Origin of the sequence: Micromonospora yasonensis, assembly GCF_026013475.1 — a bacterium.
GTDB classification, from domain to species: domain Bacteria; phylum Actinomycetota; class Actinomycetes; order Mycobacteriales; family Micromonosporaceae; genus Micromonospora; species Micromonospora yasonensis.
On record NZ_JAPDPH010000136.1, the window covers coordinates 1 to 19354 of the forward strand.

Annotated in this window: 19 protein-coding genes, 1 pseudogene and 1 riboswitch; of the genes and pseudogenes, 10 read left to right on the top strand and 10 right to left on the bottom strand. The window is 74.1% G+C overall.

What is annotated here, in order from left to right:
• Positions 1 to 192: response regulator transcription factor (locus ONA70_RS23920; RefSeq protein WP_265008719.1), on the top strand; the 192-nt coding region annotated here is incomplete at its 5' end.
• A gap of 31 nt (positions 193 to 223) precedes the next feature.
• Here the strand turns inward: ONA70_RS23920 and ONA70_RS23925 are convergent.
• Genes ONA70_RS23925 through ONA70_RS23935 form a run of 3 tightly spaced genes read right to left on the bottom strand, consistent with a single transcriptional unit; the run spans position 224 to position 2006 of the window.
• Positions 224 to 775, bottom strand: coding sequence for a DsbA family protein (locus ONA70_RS23925; RefSeq protein ID WP_265008720.1), 552 nt, complete (start codon positions 773 to 775; stop codon positions 224 to 226).
• Positions 772 to 1269: a redoxin domain-containing protein gene (locus ONA70_RS23930; RefSeq protein WP_265008721.1), complete on the bottom strand. Its 498-nt coding sequence runs from the start codon at positions 1267 to 1269 to the stop codon at positions 772 to 774. The genes ONA70_RS23925 and ONA70_RS23930 overlap by 4 nt, the downstream gene beginning before the upstream one ends.
• A 59-nt stretch (positions 1270 to 1328) precedes the next feature.
• A complete protein-coding gene (locus ONA70_RS23935; RefSeq protein ID WP_265008722.1) occupies positions 1329 to 2006 on the bottom strand; it encodes a BON domain-containing protein in 678 nt (225 codons plus the stop codon).
• 332 nt (positions 2007 to 2338) lie between these two features.
• Here ONA70_RS23935 and ONA70_RS23940 point away from each other — a divergent pair, with 332 nt between their 5' ends.
• The gene (locus ONA70_RS23940) at positions 2339 to 5074 is read left to right on the top strand and encodes a cellulose binding domain-containing protein (protein ID WP_265008723.1); all 2736 of its coding nucleotides are present in this window, start codon (positions 2339 to 2341) and stop codon (positions 5072 to 5074) included.
• 123 nt (positions 5075 to 5197) lie between these two features.
• Positions 5198 to 5836 (top strand): maleylpyruvate isomerase N-terminal domain-containing protein, encoded by a 639-nt coding sequence (locus ONA70_RS23945; RefSeq protein ID WP_265008724.1) that lies wholly within the window; start codon positions 5198 to 5200, stop codon positions 5834 to 5836.
• Between the two features lie 51 nt (positions 5837 to 5887).
• Here ONA70_RS23945 and ONA70_RS23950 read toward each other — a convergent pair whose 3' ends face one another.
• Positions 5888 to 6292: a hypothetical protein gene (locus ONA70_RS23950; RefSeq protein ID WP_265008725.1), complete on the bottom strand. Its 405-nt coding sequence runs from the start codon at positions 6290 to 6292 to the stop codon at positions 5888 to 5890.
• Positions 6293 to 6722: 430 nt separating this feature from the next.
• Here ONA70_RS23950 and ONA70_RS23955 point away from each other — a divergent pair, with 430 nt between their 5' ends.
• A complete protein-coding gene (locus ONA70_RS23955; protein ID WP_265008726.1) occupies positions 6723 to 7082 on the top strand; it encodes an STAS domain-containing protein in 360 nt (119 codons plus the stop codon).
• Between the two features lie 134 nt (positions 7083 to 7216).
• The gene (locus tag ONA70_RS23960; protein ID WP_265008727.1) at positions 7217 to 7672 is read left to right on the top strand and encodes an SRPBCC family protein; all 456 of its coding nucleotides are present in this window, start codon (positions 7217 to 7219) and stop codon (positions 7670 to 7672) included.
• Between the two features lies 1 nt (position 7673).
• On the opposite strand, the gene ONA70_RS23965 is transcribed toward ONA70_RS23960, so the two are convergent.
• From ONA70_RS23965 to ONA70_RS23985, 5 genes and pseudogenes are all read right to left on the bottom strand, one after another.
• A complete protein-coding gene (locus tag ONA70_RS23965; protein WP_265008728.1) occupies positions 7674 to 8186 on the bottom strand; it encodes a hypothetical protein in 513 nt (170 codons plus the stop codon).
• 109 nt (positions 8187 to 8295) lie between these two features.
• Positions 8296 to 9363 carry a coiled-coil domain-containing protein gene (locus ONA70_RS23970; RefSeq protein WP_265008729.1) on the bottom strand — a complete coding sequence of 356 codons (1068 nt, stop codon included), beginning with the start codon at positions 9361 to 9363 and terminating at the stop codon, positions 8296 to 8298.
• A 5-nt stretch (positions 9364 to 9368) separates the two neighbouring features.
• Positions 9369 to 9500: riboswitch (cyclic di-AMP (ydaO/yuaA leader) on the bottom strand.
• A gap of 144 nt (positions 9501 to 9644) precedes the next feature.
• Positions 9645 to 10559 carry a cation diffusion facilitator family transporter gene (locus ONA70_RS23975; RefSeq protein ID WP_265008730.1) on the bottom strand — a complete coding sequence of 305 codons (915 nt, stop codon included), beginning with the start codon at positions 10557 to 10559 and terminating at the stop codon, positions 9645 to 9647.
• Between the two features lie 107 nt (positions 10560 to 10666).
• Complete coding sequence (locus tag ONA70_RS23980; protein ID WP_265008731.1) at positions 10667 to 12784, bottom strand: HelD family protein; 2118 nt, start codon at positions 12782 to 12784, stop codon at positions 10667 to 10669.
• A gap of 255 nt (positions 12785 to 13039) precedes the next feature.
• A pseudogene (locus ONA70_RS23985) lies at positions 13040 to 13954 on the bottom strand (alpha/beta fold hydrolase); the annotation flags it as partial.
• A gap of 149 nt (positions 13955 to 14103) precedes the next feature.
• On the opposite strand from ONA70_RS23985, the gene ONA70_RS23990 reads away from it, so the two are divergent.
• Positions 14104 to 14724 (top strand): carbonic anhydrase, encoded by a 621-nt coding sequence (locus ONA70_RS23990; protein ID WP_265008733.1) that lies wholly within the window; start codon positions 14104 to 14106, stop codon positions 14722 to 14724.
• A gap of 151 nt (positions 14725 to 14875) precedes the next feature.
• Here the strand turns inward: ONA70_RS23990 and ONA70_RS23995 are convergent, their stop codons facing one another.
• Positions 14876 to 15205 (bottom strand): hypothetical protein, encoded by a 330-nt coding sequence (locus tag ONA70_RS23995; RefSeq protein ID WP_265008734.1) that lies wholly within the window; start codon positions 15203 to 15205, stop codon positions 14876 to 14878.
• 324 nt (positions 15206 to 15529) lie between these two features.
• Between ONA70_RS23995 and ONA70_RS24000 the strand changes: the two genes are divergently transcribed.
• From ONA70_RS24000 to ONA70_RS24015, 4 genes are all read left to right on the top strand, one after another.
• Positions 15530 to 16021, top strand: coding sequence for a DUF3145 domain-containing protein (locus ONA70_RS24000; RefSeq protein ID WP_265008735.1), 492 nt, complete (start codon positions 15530 to 15532; stop codon positions 16019 to 16021).
• A gap of 98 nt (positions 16022 to 16119) precedes the next feature.
• Positions 16120 to 17844, top strand: coding sequence for a glycoside hydrolase family 3 protein (locus tag ONA70_RS24005; protein WP_265008736.1), 1725 nt, complete (start codon positions 16120 to 16122; stop codon positions 17842 to 17844).
• Between the two features lie 95 nt (positions 17845 to 17939).
• Complete coding sequence (locus ONA70_RS24010) at positions 17940 to 18926, top strand: glycosyltransferase family 2 protein (protein WP_265008737.1); 987 nt, start codon at positions 17940 to 17942, stop codon at positions 18924 to 18926.
• Positions 18923 to 19354, top strand: a 432-nt coding sequence (locus ONA70_RS24015) for a hypothetical protein (protein WP_265008738.1), incomplete at its 3' end; no start/stop codon positions are given. The genes ONA70_RS24010 and ONA70_RS24015, both read left to right, overlap by 4 nt.

A 19354-nucleotide genomic window follows, 5' to 3' on the forward strand; every position in this document is an offset into this window, starting at 1 on the left:
GAGCCGCTCACCGAGCGGGAGCTGACCATCCTGCGCTACCTGCAGAGCATCCTGTCCAACGTGGAGATCGCCAGCGAGCTGTCCCTGTCGGTCAACACGGTGAAGACCCACGTCCGCAACATCTACCGCAAGCTCGACGCGACCCGCCGGCGCGAAGCGGTCCGGCGGGCGCGCGAGTTGCGGCTCATCTGACGGTGAGCCGTCCGCCCGCGGCTCGTCCGCGTCAGGCGGTCGCGGTGGCGTCCACGACGGCCAGCAGTTCCGCCAGGTCGTAGCCGCCTTCGTGGCGGACCTCGTTGACGAAGAGCGTCGGGGTGCCGTTCACCCCGCTGCGGATGCCGCCGACGAAGTCCCGCCGGACCCGGTCGGCGTGGGCGTGCCGCCCCACCTCCGCGTCGACGTCCTCGGGTGGCAGCCCGAGCTGCTCGACGCCGAGCGACAGGTGCACCGGGTCGAGCTGGTCCTGGTGCTCGTAGAGCCAGTCGTGCATCTCCCAGAACCGGCCCCGCGCACCGGCGGACTCGGCCGCCTCGGCGGCGCTCTCCGCGTACGGGTGCACGTTGGCGATGGGGAAGTGCCGGTAGACCAGCCGGACGGTGTCCGCGCGCTGGCGCAGCACCTCGTGCAGGTTCGGATACGCGGCCCCGCAGAACCGGCACTGGAAGTCGCCGTACTCGACGATGGTGACCGGCGCGTCGGCCGGCCCGCGGGCATGGTCCGTCTCGGTCACCGGGATCCGCAGCCGGGCGGTGGTGACCTGCAGGGGGGTCGTCATCCGGTGGTCACCCGCCGATCCGCGGCCAGCCGCTCCAGGGCGTCGAGAATGCCGTCCACCCCCGGGTTGACGTCCATCGGCGAGAGGTAGCTCCAGGCCACCGTGCCCTCCGGGTCGATGACCACCAGCGCGCGGGCCGCCTCCCCCCGCGGGGTGTGCGCGCCGTACCGGCGGGCCACCTCGCCCCGGGGCTCGTCGTCGGCCAGCAGGGGGAACTCGACGCCCTGGCTCTGTGCGAAGGCGCGGTGCGTGTCCACGCTGTCCACCGAGATGCCGAGCAGCACCGCGCCGTACCGTTCCAGCTCCGGCATGGCGGCTTGGTAGAGCGTCATCTGCTCGCCGCAGACCGGCGTGAAGTCGGCCGGGTAGAAGGCGAGCACCACCGGGCGACCGCGGAACTGGCCGGGGCCCACCTCTCGCCCGTCCGGCGTCGCCGGCAGGGTGAACCCGGGCGCCGGGCGCCCGGGTGTGATCAGCCCGTTCGGATCAGTCATGGTTCCCACCCTCGTCCGCGACGGGGTGAGCGGGAATCACCCGCCCCGGGTGGTTCGCCTCAGCGGCCCACCGTCACGTGGTTGTGCACCTCGCGGATGCCGGGGGCGGACCAGACCACCCGTTCGATCTCCTCGCGTTCGGGGATCGAGTGGACCAGGCCCGCCAGCACGGCGGTGTCGCCGCGCACCCGGACGCTGATCCCCTCCGCCTCGGTCGCGCCGTTGCGGGCGAGCGCGTCCACGATCCGCTCGGCCAGGTCCCGCCCGTCGGGCCGGACGGACGGGCGGACGGTGATCCCGTTGCTCACCCCGCGTACGCCGCTGAGCCGGCCGACCGCCCGCTCGGCGGCCCGGCGCTGGTACTCCCACTCGACCTCGCCGTGCAGCGTGACCCAGCCGTCGGCGACGGTCACGTTCAGTGCCTCGGGCGGCACGAACGCGTCCCACTCCAGTGCCCGGCTGGCGGCGGTGGCGATCTCCGGATCGCTCTTCTCCGCGGAGGTGGCGATCCGGACGGCGAGGTCGTTGGCGACCGCGCGGACCCGGGAGACCCGGTGCGCGGCCCGCTCGGCGGCCCACTTCTTGGCGTAACTGTCCACCCAGCCGGTCAGCGTCACCACGCCCTCGATGACGGTCACCCCGATCTCGTTGGGGCGTACCCGGGGTTCCCAGGTCAGCTCGTCGAGGACGTCGGACTGGATGTCCTGGTCGGTGCGGGTGATCGTCGCGGTGGCCATGCGGTGGCTCCCTCCCGGATCGGTTCGCGGCGCGGTCACTCCGGCGCGGCGTCGGTCGACGCCGGCACGGACGTCCGCACCACGATCCTGTCCGCACCCCGGGTGACCTGCCCTCATCCGCTCCGGGTGAGGGGAGTTCGTTGGGAGCGCTTCCAAACCGGGGGGCGCAGCGGTTACGGTGGATGTCCCTCGGCCTGCGGGAGCCAGGCACGCCGACGGGGAGCCCGGGCAGCTCCCCACCCTCCAGGGGCACGCTCGCGACTGACGCCGCGCCGCGACCTGGAGCCGTCGTCCCGTTCCCCACCCCCCGGGCAACCGAGAGGAACCCGCCCATGCGCAGAAGTCTCGCCGGCGCGGCCGTCGCCGCGCTGGCCGCCACGGCGGCGGCCGTCGTCGTGCAGTTCGCCGCCACCCCCGCCACCCCGGCCGCCGCCGCCTCGGCCGAGCCGTACAGCTGGAAGAACGTCCGGATCGACGGTGGCGGCTTCGTCCCCGGCATCATCTTCAACCAGACCGAGAGGAACCTGATCTACGCGCGGACCGACATCGGCGGGGCGTACCGCTGGGAGCAGTCCACCCAGTCGTGGACGCCGCTGCTGGACTGGGTCGGCGCGGACAAGTGGGGCTGGAACGGGGTGGTCAGCCTCGCCACCGACCCGGTGCAGACCAACCGGGTGTACGCGGCGGTCGGCATGTACACCAACAACTGGGACCCGAACAACGGGGCGATCCTGCGCTCCACCGACAAGGGCGCCACCTGGCAGGCCACCGAGCTTCCGTTCAAGAACGGCGGCAACATGCCCGGCCGGGGCATGGGCGAACGGCTCGCGGTCGACCCGAACAAGAACAGCATCCTGTACTACGGCGCCGAGGGCGGCAACGGCCTGTGGCGCAGCACCGACTACGGGGTGACCTGGGCCAAGGTGGCCAACTTCCCGAACGTCGGCAACTACCGGGCGGACCCGAACGACAGCAGCGGCTACCAGAGCCAGAACCAGGGCCTGACCTGGGTCAGCTTCGACAAGAGCACCGGTACGGCGGGCAACGCCACGCAGACCGTCTACGTCGGTGTCGCGGACCAGCAGAACCCGGTCTACCGGACCACCAACGGCGGGACCACCTGGGAGCGGATCCCCGGTCAGCCCACCGGCTACCTGGCCCACAAGGGCGTGGTCGACCCGGTCGGCGGCTACCTCTACCTCGCCACCAGCGACACCGGCGGCCCGTACGACGGCGGCAAGGGCGACGTGTGGAAGTTCAACCGGGCCACCGGCGTCTGGACGCAGATCAGCCCGATCCCGTCGTCCAGCAGCGACGCCTACTTCGGCTACAGCGGCCTGACCATCGACCGGCAGCGCCCGAACACCCTCATGGTCGCCACCCAGATCTCCTGGTGGCCGGACGCGATCTTCTGGCGCAGCACCGACGGGGGCGCGACCTGGACCCGGATCTGGGACTGGTCCGGCTACCCGAGCCGCACCAAGAAGTACACGATGGACATCAGCTCGGCGCCGTGGCTGACCTTCGGCACCAACCCGTCCCCACCGGAGGAGACCCCGAAGCTGGGCTGGATGAACGAGTCGGTGGAGATCGACCCGTTCGACAGCAACCGGATGATGTACGGCACCGGCGCGACCATCTACGGCACCACCGACCTGACGAAGTGGGACACCGGCGGCACGTTCACCATCCGGCCCATGGTCAAGGGGCTGGAGGAGACGGCGGTGCTCGACCTGGTCAGCCCGCCCTCCGGCGCCCCGCTGGTCAGCGCGCTCGGTGACATCGGCGGCTTCCGCCACACCGACCTGAACGCCGTGCCGTCGATGATGTTCACCCAGCCCATCTTCACCAGCACCACCAGCCTGGACTACGCCGAGGCCAAGCCGGCGGTGCTGGTCCGGGCGGGCAACTTCACCGACGCCGACCGGCCCAACGACAGCCACGTCGCCTTCTCCACCGACGGCGGCGCGAACTGGTTCCAGGGCACCGAGCCGTCCGGGATCAACAACGGCGGCACGGTGGCCGCGTCCGCCGACGGCGGCCAGTTCGTCTGGGCGCCCGGCGACGCCGGCCAGCAGGTGGTCCGCTCGGTCGGCTTCGGCAACTCGTGGACCGCCGCCACCGGCATCCCGGCCAACGCCACCGTCGAGTCCGACCGGGTCAACCCGAACAAGTTCTACGGCGTCAGCAACGGGAGGTTCTACGTCAGCACCAACGGCGGCGCGGCCTTCACCGCCACCGCGGCGACCGGCCTGCCCAGCACCGGCGTCACGTTCAAGGCACTGCCCGGCGCCGAGGGCGACATCTGGCTGGCCGGCGACGGCGGCCTGTGGCACTCGACCGACTCCGGCGCGAGCTTCACCAAGGTGACCGGCGTGTCCACGTCGGTGAACGTCGGCTTCGGCAAGGCGGCACCGGGCAGGACGTACCCGGCGCTGTTCACGATCGGCACGGTGGACGGCAAGCACGGGGTCTACCGCTCCGACGACGCCGGCGCGACCTGGGTGCGGATCAACGACGACCAGCACCAGTACGGCAACGCCGGCGAGGCGCTGACCGGTGACCCGCGCGTCTACGGCCGCGTCTACCTCGGCACCAACGGCCGGGGCATCCTGGTGGCGGACCGGCTCGGGGGCACGCCCAGCCCCACGCCGACCACGGCCAGCCCGTCCCCGACCTCGCCGAGCCCCTCGCCGACGTCGCCCAGTCCGTCGCCGACGTCGCCGAGCCCGACCCCGACGTCGCCGAGCCCGCCGCCGACCGGCAGCGGCTGCGCGGCGACGTACGCGGTCACCAACTCCTGGCCCGGCGGCTTCCAGGCCGAACTCACGATCCGCAACTCCGGCGCCGCCCCGATCGCCGGTTGGACCCTTACCTGGACCTTCCTCGACGGGCAGCAGATCAGCCAGCTCTGGAGCGGGTCGTACACCCAGTCCGGCGCGGCGGTGACCGTCCGGGACGCCGGCTGGAACGGCAACCTCGGTGTCGGTGGCAGCACCACGGCCGGCTTCACCGGCACCTGGACCGGCGCGAACCGGGTCCCGGCGGTTTCCTGCACCGCCCGCTGAACCACCCCGAGCGCGGTGGCCGTCCCGTCCACGGGGGGCGGCCACCGCCGCGTCCGGTCCGGTCGGTTCGATCTTGGTCGGTAGGCTCGGCCTCCCGCACCCGTGACGAGAGGGGTACGTCCGATGCATCCGATCAGGACCGCCTACCTGACCGCCGCCCGTTCGGCGCTGGCGCTGCTCGCCCACCCGGCCGTGGTGCGGGAGTGGGACGCGCCGAGCGCCCTCGCCGAGTTCCGGGTCGGCGGGCTCGCCGGCCACCTCGCCTTCCAGATCCTCGCCGTGCCCGGGGTGCTCGCCGAGCCGGTCCCGGCGGGCGACCCGGTCGGCCTGCTCGACCACTACGCGCGGGGCACCTGGATCGGCGCGTCGGTCGACGACGAGGTGAACGTGGGCATCCGTGCCGCCGGGGAGCGGGTCGCCGCCGACGGCGCCGAGGCACTGCTCGCCGTGACCCGGGCCGCGGTCGACGAGCTGGCCGCCGCGCTGCCGGCCGAGCCGGACGGGCGGGTCGTGCACCTGGCCCGGGGGCCCTGGTCACTGACCCTGGAGGACTACCTCACCACCCGGCTGATGGAGCTCGCGGTGCACTCCGACGACCTGGCGGTGAGCGTCGGCGTGCCCACCCCCGAGTTGCCCGCCGAGGCGCTGGACCCGGTGCTGGCGTTGCTCGCCCACCTCGCCGTACGCCGGCATGGGCAGCCCGCCGTGCTGCGCGCGCTCAGCCGCGCCGAGCGGGCGCCGGCCACCGTGACCGCGTTCTGACGCACCGGCGGCGGCGCCCCGGGTCGGGCGCCGCCGCGTCGTCGGGGCCGGTCAGCCGTCCAGGCCCACGGGGGAGTCCGGGCGGTCGACGTCCACGAACTCGATCTCGTCCAGCTCGCGGGCCCTGCTGCCGGCGGCCCGCGCGGCGGTGCCGGCCGCCCAGCCGAGCGCCGCGCCGGCCAGGGCCGCGGCGATCAGCAGGGCCCAGGGCAGCGCCGGACGTCGGCCGGCGAGGGCGTCGAAGGCAAGGCTGGCCCGGCGCCGGGCCTCGTCGGCGGCGGAACCGACCAGGTCGGTGGCGTCGTCGGCCAGGCCCGAGCCGTTGCGGCGGGCGGAGCGGGCGGCGTCCTTGACGCTGTCCCCGGCGGAGTCGAGCGCGGAGATCAGGTGCTGCCACGCCTGGTCGGCGACCCGCTCGGGCTTGCTCCGGCGGTCCAGCAGGTTGCTTCCGAACATCGTGTTACCTCCTCGGCGGCCGGGGGTCCGGCGGCGGGTCGGACTCCGGTGCTCATCCGGTACGTGACGGTCTGCTCACCGCCCTGTGCCCACCCCGGATCCGGCGCAAACCACTCCCGCCGCCTGGCGCCGGCCGAACGGCGCAGCCCGGTAGGAACCAGCCGAACGCGCCGGGACCGGCTACCGGGCGGGAGGTGCGCCGGGCCGTTACCCTGGGTCGGCGGATCGGCCGGGCCGGTCGATCGTTGATGGTTGAGAAAACTTGTCGCAAGGGAAGCAGGAAGTCGAAATTCCGGATTGGGATGCCCAGCTGTGCCCAATCCGCGAATTGCTCATCCCGAGGGGTGGCGACCGAGGCCATCGGAGGAATACTCTCGGTCGCGGCCCGCGTACTGATGAGGCGCCCGTATGGGCGAGTGGAGGTGCTCGCGTGAGCCTGTCGATCGTGAAGTCGGTTGTGCCGGGTGGTGTCATCCAGATCGCCCCGCGGGGCGAGATCGACGTCGACACCGCGTACGAGGTGCGGGAAGCGATCGCCGAGGTGCTCGCCAAGGGCCGTCCGGCCCGGATCGAGCTGAACATGCGGCTGGTCACCTTCATCGACTCCGTTGGCATCAGCGCCATGGTGGCCGGCTTCCAGACCTGCGAGGTCAGCGGCGTCAAGCTGGTGGTCACCGAGCCGAGCCGCTTCGTGCACCGGCAGCTCTGGGTCACCGGCCTGCTCGGCCTCTTCGGCGCCCCTGAGCCCTACTTTGCCGACAGCGGCTCCGAGGTCCTCCCGGGCGCCTAGGCCGAGTCCTGGCCCACCCTCGCCCCGCTGCCTGCCCCGCGTCATCCCGGCGCGGTCAGGGACCTTCGACCGTTGCCAGGCCGGCCCCGGTACGGGACGATCGTGCGGACCGTCGACGGCGAGGGAGTCAGGGGTTGCTCAGCAGCGACAGCTTCAGCTACACCGTGCAGGCACGCTGCACCCGGGCGGAGGCGTTCGCCCTGCTCAGCGACCTGACCCGGCAGGGCGAGCTGCATCCGCTGATCGTCCGGGTGCGCGAGCTGCCGCCCCGACCCGGCGCCCTGGCCAGCTACGCGATCACCGACCGGCTGGAGCTGGGCCCGCTGCACTTCCCGGTCACCTACCAGGCGGACGTGCTGATCGCGAACGAGGACGAGGTGGTGACCGTGGCCCGGCAGCAGCCGGCCACCACACTGCGCAACCACACCCGGCTGCGGGACGAGCCCGACGGCGTGGTGCGGATCGACGTGGAGATCACCCTCTCCGCCCCGGCGCCGCTGTTCGGGTACGCCTTCCGGCAGGCCCGCGCCGCGCACCTGGGCCTGGCCAGCCGGCTCGGCGCCACCCTGGAGCAGGGGCGCTCGGCCTGACTCAGCCGCCTCGCCCGGCCGGCACCGTCCGCCGGGCCGCCGGCGCGGTCGCCCGCCGCAGCCGCCCCCACGGCTTGTAGGTGGACAGCACGGTGGCGACGAGCAGCAGGGTGGTGGAGACGGCGGGCGGGATGACCAGGTCCAGCCGGTCCCGGGTGGTCAGGTCGGGTGCCAGGTCGCCGAGCCGGCGCACCGTCGGGGTGAGCGCCAGCAGCACCAGGCCGAGCATCACCGTGGTGATCGCGAACTTCACCAGCACCCAGCGCCAGCGCAGCATGCCCCACGGGGTGAGCAGCGCGCTGGCCACCCCGATCAGCCAGACCGCCACGCTCAGCGGGGCGAACAGCCAGGTGACCAGCAGTCCCGCCGTCGGGTAGACCACCGCGGGATCGGCCCCGCGCAGCCCGGCGACGCCCAGGGTGAGCAGCACCAGGTCCGCGCCGAGCCAGCCCAGCGAGGTGACCAGGTGCAGGGTGAGCAGGGCCTTGCGTCCGGTGGGAGAGAGTCGGCTCATGCTGCCGATCCTGCGCCGCCGGATCGGCGCCGTCGTGGGGCCCGGAACGACATCCGGCGTACGTCGTGGGACGTAGGGTGGCCCGCCGTGCCGCGGGCCGCCCCGGGGCTCAGTAGACCGACAGGTGTACGTGGTTGGTGTGGTCGCTGGACGGGTCCCCGTTGCCGCCGCTGTACGCCTTCCACCCGCTGCTTGGCAGCCAGATCTGCTTGTACCAGATCACGTAGAGCACGGCGAGCGCGTCGGAGTTGCGGATGAAGTACGCCGCCAGGTTGTTGCCGTACGTCTTGTCGCCGCCGGTGGCCACCCCGCCGAAGCCGTCCTTCTGCGCGGCGAAGTCGCAGGCCCGGCCCTTCGGGTGCTCGCCTGAGCCGCTGGGCCGGTAGCAGGAGACGTACCGGGTGAACCCGGCGGCCTTGGCCTGCTGGAGAGCATGCAGCGTACGCGGGGTGATGCAGCCGTCGGCGGGCGTCGGGTCGTTGACGCTGCACGACTCCGGCGGCCAGGAGCCGTCGGCGTTGCGCTTCGCCGGCGTGGCGGTCGCGCTGGACGTGCCGCGGGTGCCGCTGCCGTCTGTGGTGGCCGCCCGCTTGTTGGCCACCTCCAGCGCCTGCTCGGCCTGCTGCTTGCGCTTGGCCATCACCGCGACCTGCTTGCGCTGCTCCTGGATCTCGCTGTTCAGCGCGGCCTGGGTGCGGGTGGCCTGGTCCCGGGTGTCGAGCAGGTCGCGCAGCGCCCGGTCCTCGTGCGCGGCGACCTGCGACAGCGCGGCGGCCCGGTCGAGGAAGCCCTCCGGGCTGCTGCTGCCGAGCAACGCCGCGGCGGTGCCGAGCCGGCCGGTGCGGTAGGCCACCGCGGCGATCTCGCCGACCTTGGCGTCGCGGGTGCCCAGCTCGGCATTGATCGTGGCGAGCTGGGTGTTGAGCTGCTTCTGCCGGGCGACCGAGCGGTTCAACCCGGTGCGCGCGTCCAGCCAGCCCTTGCTGGCCGCGTCGAGCTGGGCGCGCAGGGTCGGGCTGCCGCCCTCGTCGTCGCCGGGCGCGGCGGCGAGCAGGCCGGTCGGGGCAGCCGCCGAGGCGGGGGAGACCGGCGCGATCGCGACGCCGAGGGCGAGCGCCGCGACGAGCAGGGCCGCCAACCGGGCGACCGTCCGTCGTACAGGTGCCACTGCTGGCATTCAGGTGTCCTTCCGTCATCCGCCGACCGGGTTAGCTGACGGGTTCGGGACGGAAGATCCCTACCGCTGACGCGGATGCACCCCAGATACGTGGTTCCCCGGCTCGCCGTGCTCCGGCGATTGGGCGACGGCCACCTCCGGGCGGCGGTGAGTGCCGCCCGGCGGAGGCCGCGACCGAGCCTACCGGCGGGCCGCGGAGCCGACCCGGCTGGTGGGACGGTCAGTCGCGGTCAAAACCGGCATAAGTGCACAATAGCCACTTGGATTTAAGATTGTCCTAATTACCACTCGACCGGCCCGCAGGCCCCGGCGGACGTTCCGGGTTCGATCTGCAACGTGGCGTGATCGATGTGGAAGTCCTCGTGCAGCGCCGCCCGGGCCGCCGCGAGCACCTCGCCGACCTCCGCCCCCGGTGCCATGGTCAGGTGCGCCGACGCCACCTCCATGCCGGAGGTGAGCGTCCAGACGTGCAGGTCGTGCACCTCGGCGACGCCGGGCACCGCACTCAGCCGGTCGTGCACCGCGGTCACCTGGAGGTGCTCCGGGGCGGCCTGCACCAGGATGCGCAGCGCGGCCCGGCCGAGCCGCCAGGTGCGGGGCAGGATGAACAGCCCGATCGCCACCGCCACCAGCGGGTCGGCCCACCACCAGCGAGTGAGCGCGATGACCACGGCGGCGCCGATCACTCCGAGCGAGCCGAGCAGGTCGCCGAGCACCTCCAGGTACGCCCCGCGCAGGTTGATGCTCTCCTGCGCTCCGCTGCGCAGCAGCGCGAACGCGACCACGTTGGCGAGCAGGCCGAGCACCGCCACGACGAGCATCGGGCCGGCGAGGACCCGGGGCGGCGCGCCGAACCGGCGGACCGCCTCCACCAGCACGTAGCTGGCGACCGCGCCGAGCAGCACCGCGTTGGCCAGGGCGGCCAGCACCTCCAGCCGGTACAGCCCGAAGGTGCGCTGCGGGTCGGTGTCGGCCCGGCGGGTGGCGGTGATCGCCGCCAGGGCCATCCCGATACCGAGCACGTCGGTGAACATGTGCCCGGCGTCGGAGAGCAGGGCCAGCGAACCGGTGCCGAACGCGGTCACCGCCTCGACCAGCATCAGGGCGGTGAGCAGGCCGAACGCGGCCCAGAGCCGACCCCGGTGGCGGTGCGCGGCGGTGGCCACCGCACCGCTGTGGTCATGACCCGCGCCCACGCTCACACCCTCTCGCCCCCGGCCCCGACCGACCTCAATCTATGCTCACATCGCTATGTGTACGAGCGAACGTCGGATGTCGGTCGGCCGATCAAGGGGCGCCGTCGTCAGCCCACCGGGTCGAGGGTGACGAGGCGCTGGGTGGCCCGGGAGAGCGCCACGTAGAGCGTCCGCACCCCGGAGCCCGGATCGGCCCGGATCTCGCTCGGGGCGACCAGCACCACGCCGTCGTACTCCATGCCCTTGGCCTGGAGGCTGGTCACCACCTGGAGCCGCCGGCCGCCGAGGCTGTCGAGCCAGCCGGCCACCTCGTCCCGGCGCGGCACCGGGGTGATCACGCCGACCGTGCCCTCGACCTCGGCCAGCAGCGTACGCGCCGCGGTCACGGTGGCCGGCGCCAACTCGGCGGGGGGCACGGCCAGCTCGACGGGGTCGACACCGGTGGAGCGGACCGCGGTGGGCAGCGGCAGGTCCGGGTAGAGCCGGCGGATCTCCGCCGCCGCCACCGCGAAGATCTCCGCCGAGTTCCGGTAGTTGGTGGTCAGCTCGTAGCGGTACCGGCGACGGCGGCCCAGCGCCTGGTCGCGGGCCCGGGTCAGCTCCTGCGGGTCGCCGGTCCAGGCGGTCTGCGCCGGGTCGCCGACCACCGTCCAGGAGGCCAGCCGGCCCCGCCGGCCGATCATCCGCCACTGCATCGGCGAGACGTCCTGGGACTCGTCGACCACCACGTGGGCGTAGTCGCGGTAGTCCTCCGGGCGTTCCCGCGCGGCCGCCCGGGCCGCCCGCTGCCGGTCGGCGTACGTGCTCAGCTCGCGCACGCCCCCGGCCAGCTGGAACGGGTCGCGCCTGGGCTTCGGCCGCTGGACCGGCTTGCCGAGCAGCGCGTCCAGCTCGTCCAGCAGCGCTACGTCGGCGATGGTCAGCCCCGCGCCGTCCAGGCTCCGGTACGCCTCGGTGAGCAGCCGGATCTCCGCCCCGGACAGCACGCCGCCGGCGTACCGGCGTAGCCGCTCGGGGCGGGCCAGCCAGCCGAGCACGTGCCGGGGGTGCAGCCGGGGCCACCACGCCTTCAGGAACTCCCGGAACTCCGGCCGCTCGATGATCTCGTCCTCGAACGCGCGCTGCTCCGGCAGCCGACCCACCCGCAGCGTCCGGGCCTGCGCGTACAGGGCGGCGAGGACGGCGTCGAAGCCGACCCGGCGCACCTCGTTGCGCCGCGCCCCCCGGGGCAGCGCCCGGTCCCGGATTTCGTCCAGCTCGGCCCGCCGCAGCCGGAGCAGCTCGCCCCGATAGAGCAGGCGCAGCTCGGTCGGGGCACCCGGGGCCGCGTCCCGAATCGCCCGCTCCAGCACCCGCCGCATCCGCAGCGAACCCTTCACCGCCGCCACCTCGGGCGGGTCGGTACGGGTCGCCGACATGCCGGGGAACAGCGAGCCGAGCGAGTGCAGGGTGGCGGTCTCCTCGCCGAGCGAGGGGAGCACCGAGGCGATGTACTCGACGAACACCCCGGACGGGCCGACCACCAGGATCCCGCCGCCGGCGTACCGGGCCCGGTCGGAGTAGAGCAGGTACGCGGCCCGGTGCAGGGCCACCGCCGTCTTGCCGGTGCCCGGGCCGCCGGAGACGATCGTGACCCCGTTGCCCGGGGAGCGGATCGCCTCGTCCTGCTCCCGCTGGATGGTGGCGACGATGTCCCGCATGCCCCGCCCGGTCGCCCGGGACAGGGTGGCCAGCAGCGCGCCGTCGCCGACCACCGCCAGGTCCGGCGGCGCCGACTCCGGGTCCAGCAGGTCGTCCTCGATCCGGGTGACCTTCTCGGCCGCCGACTGGATGGTGCGCCGGCGTACCACGCCCATCGGCTCGGCCGGGGTGGCCTGGTAGAACGCGGCGGCGGCGGGGGCCCGCCAGTCCACCACCAGCGTCTCGGCGTTCTCCCCGCGCACCCCGAGCCGGCCCACGTGCAGCACCTGCCCGGTCCGCAGGTCGAGCCGGCCGAAGACCAGGCCCTCGTGTTCGGCGTCCAGCACGTGCCGGCGCTGGGCCGCGTGGAAGACCATCGCGTCCCGCTCCACCAGCGCGCCGAGGTTGCCGACCCGGGCCAGCCGGTAGCCTTCCCGCTCGGCCTCGGCGGCCGCGCGGCGCAGCTCCGCGAGCCGGGCGTACACCCGGTCGAGATGTCGCTGCTCGACGGCGATCTCCCGTTCCAGGGTGGTCTGGTCGCTCAACGCGGGGGCTCCTGATGGTCACGTGGCGGGCACGGCGGGCTGAATGAGGGTACGGGCCGCCGTCCCGGCCCCTGTCGGGGCCGTCCCGGCCCCTGTCGGGGCCATGCCGGTGCCCGGGTCGGGCCCCGGGTCGGTTGCCCGTTATCCGGCCGTTCCCACCCCTTGTCCGGCCGGTCCCGCCGGCTCCGCCGGCCGGTCACCCGCCCCGGGCGCCGGCACAACCGTGCGCGGGCAGGCCGCCGGGGTTCGCCGGGCGCGGACCGGGGCGGCCGGCCGGGCCAGGGCCCGGTCGAGCACCGCGGCGAGGGCGGCGTTCACCTCGTCGGGGCGTTCCATCATCAGCATGTGCCCGGCGCCCGGGCAGACGGTCAGCTCGGTGCTGGGCAGCGCCGCCGCGATCGACTCGGCGCACGGCGGCGGGGTGAGCCGGTCCCGGTCGCCGACCAGCGCGGCGGCCGGCAGGTCGCCGAGCGCGGCCAGCGTGTCCAGCCGGTGCTGGGCGCCGATCGAGGCGCGGAACCCGCCGATCGAGCGGAGCGAGGCGTGCGCCACCGCCGAGGTGACCAGCCGGATGTCGGCCGGGCCGCAGCGGTCGCCGAACAGCATCCAGCGGATGCTCGGCCGCAGCGCCCGCAGCAGGGCGTGCGGCGGCCGCCAGGAGCCGCACCGGGCGAGCACCCCGGCGCCGGTGGTCTCGGCGAGCCGGATCAGCCGGGCGATCCGGGGCGAGAGTCCGTAGACCGTGTGGGTGTGGCCCTCGGCGGTGGTGGAGACGAAGACCAGCCCGGCGGTACGGGCGGCGAAGTGCCCGGGGTGGCGGTGCGCGTACTCCATCAGCGTCATCCCGCCCATCGAGTGCCCGACGAGCACGATCCGCCCGGTCGGGGCGATCTCGTCCAGCACCGCGGCCAGGTCGTCGCCGAGCTGGGCCAGGGTGGCCGTACGCAGCGCCATACAGCTGGACCGCCCGTGGCCCCGGGCGTCGTAGGTCACCACCCGCACCCGGTCGCCGAACCGGGCCCGCAGGTCGGCGAGCTGGCGGTGCCAGCTGCGCCCGTCCAGCGTCCAGCCGTGCAGCAGGATCGCGGTGACCTCGGCGTCGACCGGCCCGGTGGCCTCGACGTGCAGCCGTACGCCGTCGGGAAGCGTTACCTCCAGGTGCTCCGGCATGTCAACCTCCCCCGGGCCGGCCGGTTCCGCTCACCGGCGTAACCCGGCGGTAACAACCGGCTACCCGCCATGACAACACGCCAACCATGACGGTAGGAAGATTCCGAACCCGGCCCCGCGCGGTCGGATCGGTGACCACGCTGTAAGGCATGCCGCCGAGCCCCACCCCGGCCGCCCGGAGCCCGCGTGCCGCCCTCGCCGAACTGCTGGGCGGCAACCGCCGTTTCGTCAGTGGCCAGCCGGTGCACGGTCACGACGTCACCGCCGCCGCAGCGGTCGCCTCGGGCGACCAGCAGCCGTACGCCGTCCTGCTGGGCTGCATCGACTCCCGGGTCCCGCTGGAGGCGATCTTCGACCAGACCTTCGGTTCGATCTGCGTGATCCGCACCGGCGCGCACGTGCTCGACCGGGCGGTGCTCGGCTCCATCGAGTTCGTGGTCGACCAGCTCGCGGTGCCGCTGGTGATGGTGCTCGGGCACGAGCGCTGCGGGGCGGTCGGCTCGGCCGTGGCGGCGCTGCGCACCGGCGAGCGGCCGGGCGGCTCGCTGGCGTACGTGGTGGAGCAGATCGCCCCGGCGGTCGCCGAGGTCGGCGCGGACGACCCGCAGGTCCAGCCGCTGGCGATCCGCCGGCACGTCGGGCGGACGGTGGCCGCGCTGCGCGCCGACGACCTGCTCGCCGGACCGGTGGCGGCCGGGCGGGTGGCGGTGGTCGGCGCCCTCTACGACCTGGCCACCGGCGAGGTCGCCCTGCTGCCCGAGGAGGCGTGACCGCGCCGGACCTTCACGCACACTTTCTCTGCAGGTGCTGCCGTCCGACGCTCGGAGCGCTGACCTTGCGGGCGAGCGGCGGGGCCGGGAAGACAGAACCGCCCCGCCGGGGTCACCCGGCGGGGCGGTTCGTGGTGTCGCGGTGAGGGACTCAGCCCTCGAAGACGCCGGCCTCGACGAGACGCTTCTCGGTCTTGTCCCAGCCGTGGTCCGGGTGCGCAGCGGCCAGGCCGTTGAGCTCGGCGCGGATCTTGGCGGCGTGGCCGGCGGCGGCCAGCGTCCGGATCTCCTCGACGAAGGCCTCGGAGTCGGTGCGCAGGTGCGCGGTCTTGCCGTTGGTCAGGTTGCGCACGTAGGCGTGCTTGCCGCCGTTCAGCGGGATGAGGTACTTGAACTCGCCCAGCACGCTGAGGGCGCCACCCTGGCCAGCCTGGCCGGCCCGGACTGACGCGCGCGCGGTCTTAGAGGTGTTGCTCGCCACGGAAGTACTCCTTGCAGACGTACGGGAGGACTGAAACGTCCGGGGGCTGTTGCGGGTGACGCCCGGATGAGCCTCGGCCCGCGAAGATGTACGGCGGCACAGAACCGCCCAGAGAACTGTACACGACCTCGACGCCTGGCTGGTCGTCGCGCCGTCGAAGGGGTCAACCAGGTCAGCCGCCCGGGTATTTCCCGGTCACGGCGGCGGCGAATTTTCCGTTTCGCTGGCGCACCATCCGTCACAGCAGTCATCATGTGTGACACGGACACCACCCGCAGACGAGGTCGTAGGGGAAGACGCACCTCGGCTCACCGGGAGGTCACCGTGCCAACGCGTGGCGTCGTATACGTCCACTCGACCCCGCTCGCCGTGTGCTCGCACGTCGAGTGGGCGATCGCGCGCGTCCTCGCCGCGCCGGTCAACCTGCACTGGACGGCCCAGCCCGTCGATCCGGGCGCCCGGCGCGCGGAGTGCGGGTGGACCGGCAGCCCGGGGACGGGCGCCGAACTGGCTGCTGCCCTCCGGCAGTGGCCCATGATCCGTTTCGAGGTGACCGAGGAGCCGAGCCCGGGCGTCGACGGCGAGCGGTTCATGTACGTCCCGGGCCGGGGCCTGTTCCGGGCCACCGTCGGCGCGGCCGGCGACATCCAGCTCGGCGAGGACCGGCTGCGCGCGATCATGGCAGCCGCGCGGGCCCCGGAGGCGCTGGCCCACGCGCTGGACAAGGCGCTCGGCACCGCCTGGGACGCCGAGCTGGAGCCGTACCGGTACGCCGGGGACGGCGCACCGGTGACGCTGCTCACCCGGGTGGGCTGAATCCGCACGCCGGACGGGGTGGCCGCGAGCGGCGCTCGCGACCCCTCGCTCGACGCGCGTAGGGTCGGGGTTGCCCCGATTGGCGATGAACTGGTGGGATGCCTCCCGTGTCGACCTCCCCGCGACGCGCCGCTGTGGCGCTCGCCGCTCTGACCGCACTGCTCGTCTCCGGATGTTCGAAGGAACCGGAACGCCCCCGTCCCACCCCGGCGGGCGGCACGCCCTCGGCCGCCGCCGCGTCGCCCACCGTCGCTGACCCGGCGGCCCGGGCGGCGACACTGGTGCGGACGCTGTCCGACGCGGACCTGGTGGGCCAGGTGCTGATGCCGTACGCGTACGGCGACTCGGCCACCAAGGTCTCGCCGGGCTCCGCCGCCGGCAACCGGGCCCTCGCCGGGGTCGACACCCCCGCCGAGATGGTGGCGAAGTACCGGCTGGGCGGGGTGATCCTGGTCGGCTTCAGCGCCGACGACCCCACCTCGGGCAACCAGGAGACCACCAACGTCGACAACCCGAAGCAGGTCCGCGAGCTGACCACCGGCCTGCGCGCCGCCGCCGGCAAGCTGCCCACCGGCTCGGCGCCCTTCCTGATCGGCACCGACCAGGAGTACGGCGTGGTGACCCGGATCACCGACGGGGTGACCCTGCTGCCCAGCCCGCTCGCCGCCGGCGCGGCCGGTGACCCGGCGCTGACCGAGGCGGCCTGGCGGGCGGCCGGTGCCGAGCTGGCCGCCATGGGGATCAACATGGACTTCGCCCCGGTCGCCGACGTGCTGGCCACCCGGAGCACGGTGATCGGCTCCCGGTCGTTCGGCGCCGACCCGAAGAACGCCTCGGCGCAGGTGGCCGGCGCGGTCCGCGGGCTGCAGGCCGAGGGTGTGGCGGCCAGCGTCAAGCACTTCCCCGGGCACGGCCTGACCGCCGCCGACTCGCACACGGACCTCCCGGTGGTCGGCCAGTCCCGGGCCGAGCTGGACCGCCTCGCGTTCCCGCCGTTCCGCGCCGGGATCGACGCCGGCGCGATGGCGGTGATGTCGGCCCACCTGGACGTCAAGGCCGTCGACCCGGGCACCCCGGCCACCTTCTCGCACAAGCTGCTCACCGACGTGCTCCGCAACCAGCTCGGTTTCCAGGGCGTGGTGATCACCGACGGGATGAACATGGCGCCGGCCAAGCGCTGGTCGCCGGGGGAGGCCGCGGTCCGCGCGCTGAACGCCGGCAACGACCTCATTCTGATGACCCCGAACGTGGGCCAGGCGTACGACGGACTGCTCGCCGCGCTCAAGGACGGCTCGCTGCCCCGGGCTCGGCTGCTCGACGCGGTGACCCGGGTGCTGACCATGAAGTTCAAGCTGGCCGACCGGCCCACCCCCGACCTGTCCACGCTGGGCAGCGCCGAGCACCGGAAGGCCGCCGCCGACCTGGCCGCGGCCGCGGTCACCATGCTGCGCGGCCGGTGCGAGGCTCCCGTCTCGGGCCCGGTCACCGTCACCTCCTCGGCCGGCCGGGACCGCACCCGGGCGGTGCTGGCCGAGGCGCTCACCGCCGCCGGGGTGAAGGTGGTGCCGAGCGGCGGGACCGTGGTGCACCTCGTCGGGTACGGCGACGGTGCCAAGGACCTGCGCGCCGACGCGGCGGTGACGGTGGCGATGGACACCCCGTACGTGCTGGCCGGCGCCAAGTCGCCGACGCTGCTGGCGACGTACTCGTCCAGCCGGGCGTCGATGACGGGGCTGGCCAGGGTGCTCGCCGGCAAGGCCCGCCCGACCGGCCGGTCCCCGGTCGCGGTGTCCGGGCTGCCCGCCACCACCTGCGGCACCTGACCGGGGGCGATGCCGCGCGACCGCCCCGGGCGCGGGCGGCCCGCTGGTAGCGTCGGCCCCGTCCGCCGCCGCCGGGGTTCGGAGGGTCGAGTGCCGTGACCGCACCGCAGCCGGCCCTCTCCGTGGTGGTGCCGATGTTCGACGAGCAGGCGGTCCTGCCGCTGCTCGTGCGGCGGTTGCGCGGCGTCCTCGACGGGCTCGGCGAGGCGTACGAGGTGGTGGCCGTCGACGACGGCAGCACCGACGGGACCGGGGCGGCGCTGGCCGCGCTCCGTGCCGGCTGGCCGGAGCTGCGGGTGCTGCGCCTGCGCCGCAACAGCGGCCATCAGGCCGCCCTGCACGCCGGGCTGCTCCGGGCCCGGGGCGACTACGTGGCCAGCATGGACGCCGACCTTCAGGACCCGCCCGAGGTGCTCGTGGAGATGTTCCGCCGGGCCCGCGTCGACGGGCTGGACGTGGTCTATGGCGTCCGCGCCGACCGCAGCCGCGACACCCGGTTCAAGCGGTGGACCGCGGCCGGCTACTACCGCCTGGCCCGACGGCTGGTCGGCGAGCAGGTGCCCGGGCAGGCCGGGGACTTCCGGCTGCTCAGCCGGGCCGTGGTGGAGGCGTTGCGGGAGCTGCCCGAGCGTAACCCGGTGCTCCGGCTGGTGGTGCCCTGGCTCGGCTTCCCCAGCGGTGAGGTCGCCTACGAGCGGCAGGCGCGGGCCGCCGGACGGACGAAGTACCCGCTGTCCCGGATGGCCGGGCTGGCCGCCGAGAGCATCACCAGCTTCTCCGCCGCCCCGCTGCGGGTGGCCACCTGGCTGGGCCTGGCCGGCGTGGCGGTCTGCGGGGTGCTGGTGGTGGCCGCCGTGCTGGCCTGGTTCGCCGGCGCGACGGTCAGCGGCTGGCCCTCCCTCTACGTGGCGATCCTCTTCCTCGGCGCGGTGCAACTGCTCTGCCTCGGCCTGCTCGGCGAGTACGTGGCCCGGATCTACACGCTCGTGCAGGGCCGCCCGGCGTACGCGGTGGCCAGCGACAGCGCCGCCGGGGAACCGGCCCACGCCGACGTCGCCGAACTGGCCGACAGCCTGCGGTGACCGCCCTCGCCACCGGGGACACCACGCCGTCCACCGTCGACCCGCGCCGCCGCCCGGCCCGGCACCGCTACGCCCCCGCCGTCGCCGGGTACGCCTTCGTCGCCGCCGTGCTGCTCGTCGCCGGCACCCCGGTCGAGGCGCTGGCCCGCTGGACCGGGTACGCGCTGCTGGCCGTGCTGCTCCCCGGCACCCTCGTGTTCCGCGCCCTGCGCCGCCGCGCGTACACCCTGGTGGAGGACCTGGCCATGGGCGCGGCCGTCGGCCTGGTGCTGGAGCTGGCCGCCTGGGCGGTGTTCGCCGGCCTGGGCGTGCCCGGCTGGCTGCGGCTCTGGCCGCTCGCCGTGCTGGCGCCGTTCGCCGCCGTGCCCCGGCTGCGCCGGCACTGGCGGGTGCGGTACGCCACCACCGTGTCCACCGGCTGGGCCTGG

Coding starts and splice junctions, on each gene's coding strand:
- ONA70_RS23925 (WP_265008720.1), bottom strand. CDS start 775: ATGACGACCCCCCTGCAGGTCACCACCGCCCGGCTGCGGATCCCGGTG.
- ONA70_RS23930 (WP_265008721.1), bottom strand. CDS start 1,269: ATGACTGATCCGAACGGGCTGATCACACCCGGGCGCCCGGCGCCCGGG.
- ONA70_RS23935 (WP_265008722.1), bottom strand. CDS start 2,006: ATGGCCACCGCGACGATCACCCGCACCGACCAGGACATCCAGTCCGAC.
- ONA70_RS23940 (WP_265008723.1), top strand. CDS start 2,339: ATGCGCAGAAGTCTCGCCGGCGCGGCCGTCGCCGCGCTGGCCGCCACG.
- ONA70_RS23945 (WP_265008724.1), top strand. CDS start 5,198: ATGCATCCGATCAGGACCGCCTACCTGACCGCCGCCCGTTCGGCGCTG.
- ONA70_RS23950 (WP_265008725.1), bottom strand. CDS start 6,292: ATGTTCGGAAGCAACCTGCTGGACCGCCGGAGCAAGCCCGAGCGGGTC.
- ONA70_RS23965 (WP_265008728.1), bottom strand. CDS start 8,186: ATGAGCCGACTCTCTCCCACCGGACGCAAGGCCCTGCTCACCCTGCAC.
- ONA70_RS23970 (WP_265008729.1), bottom strand. CDS start 9,363: ATGCCAGCAGTGGCACCTGTACGACGGACGGTCGCCCGGTTGGCGGCC.
- ONA70_RS23990 (WP_265008733.1), top strand. CDS start 14,104: ATGCCGCCGAGCCCCACCCCGGCCGCCCGGAGCCCGCGTGCCGCCCTC.
- ONA70_RS24005 (WP_265008736.1), top strand. CDS start 16,120: ATGCCTCCCGTGTCGACCTCCCCGCGACGCGCCGCTGTGGCGCTCGCC.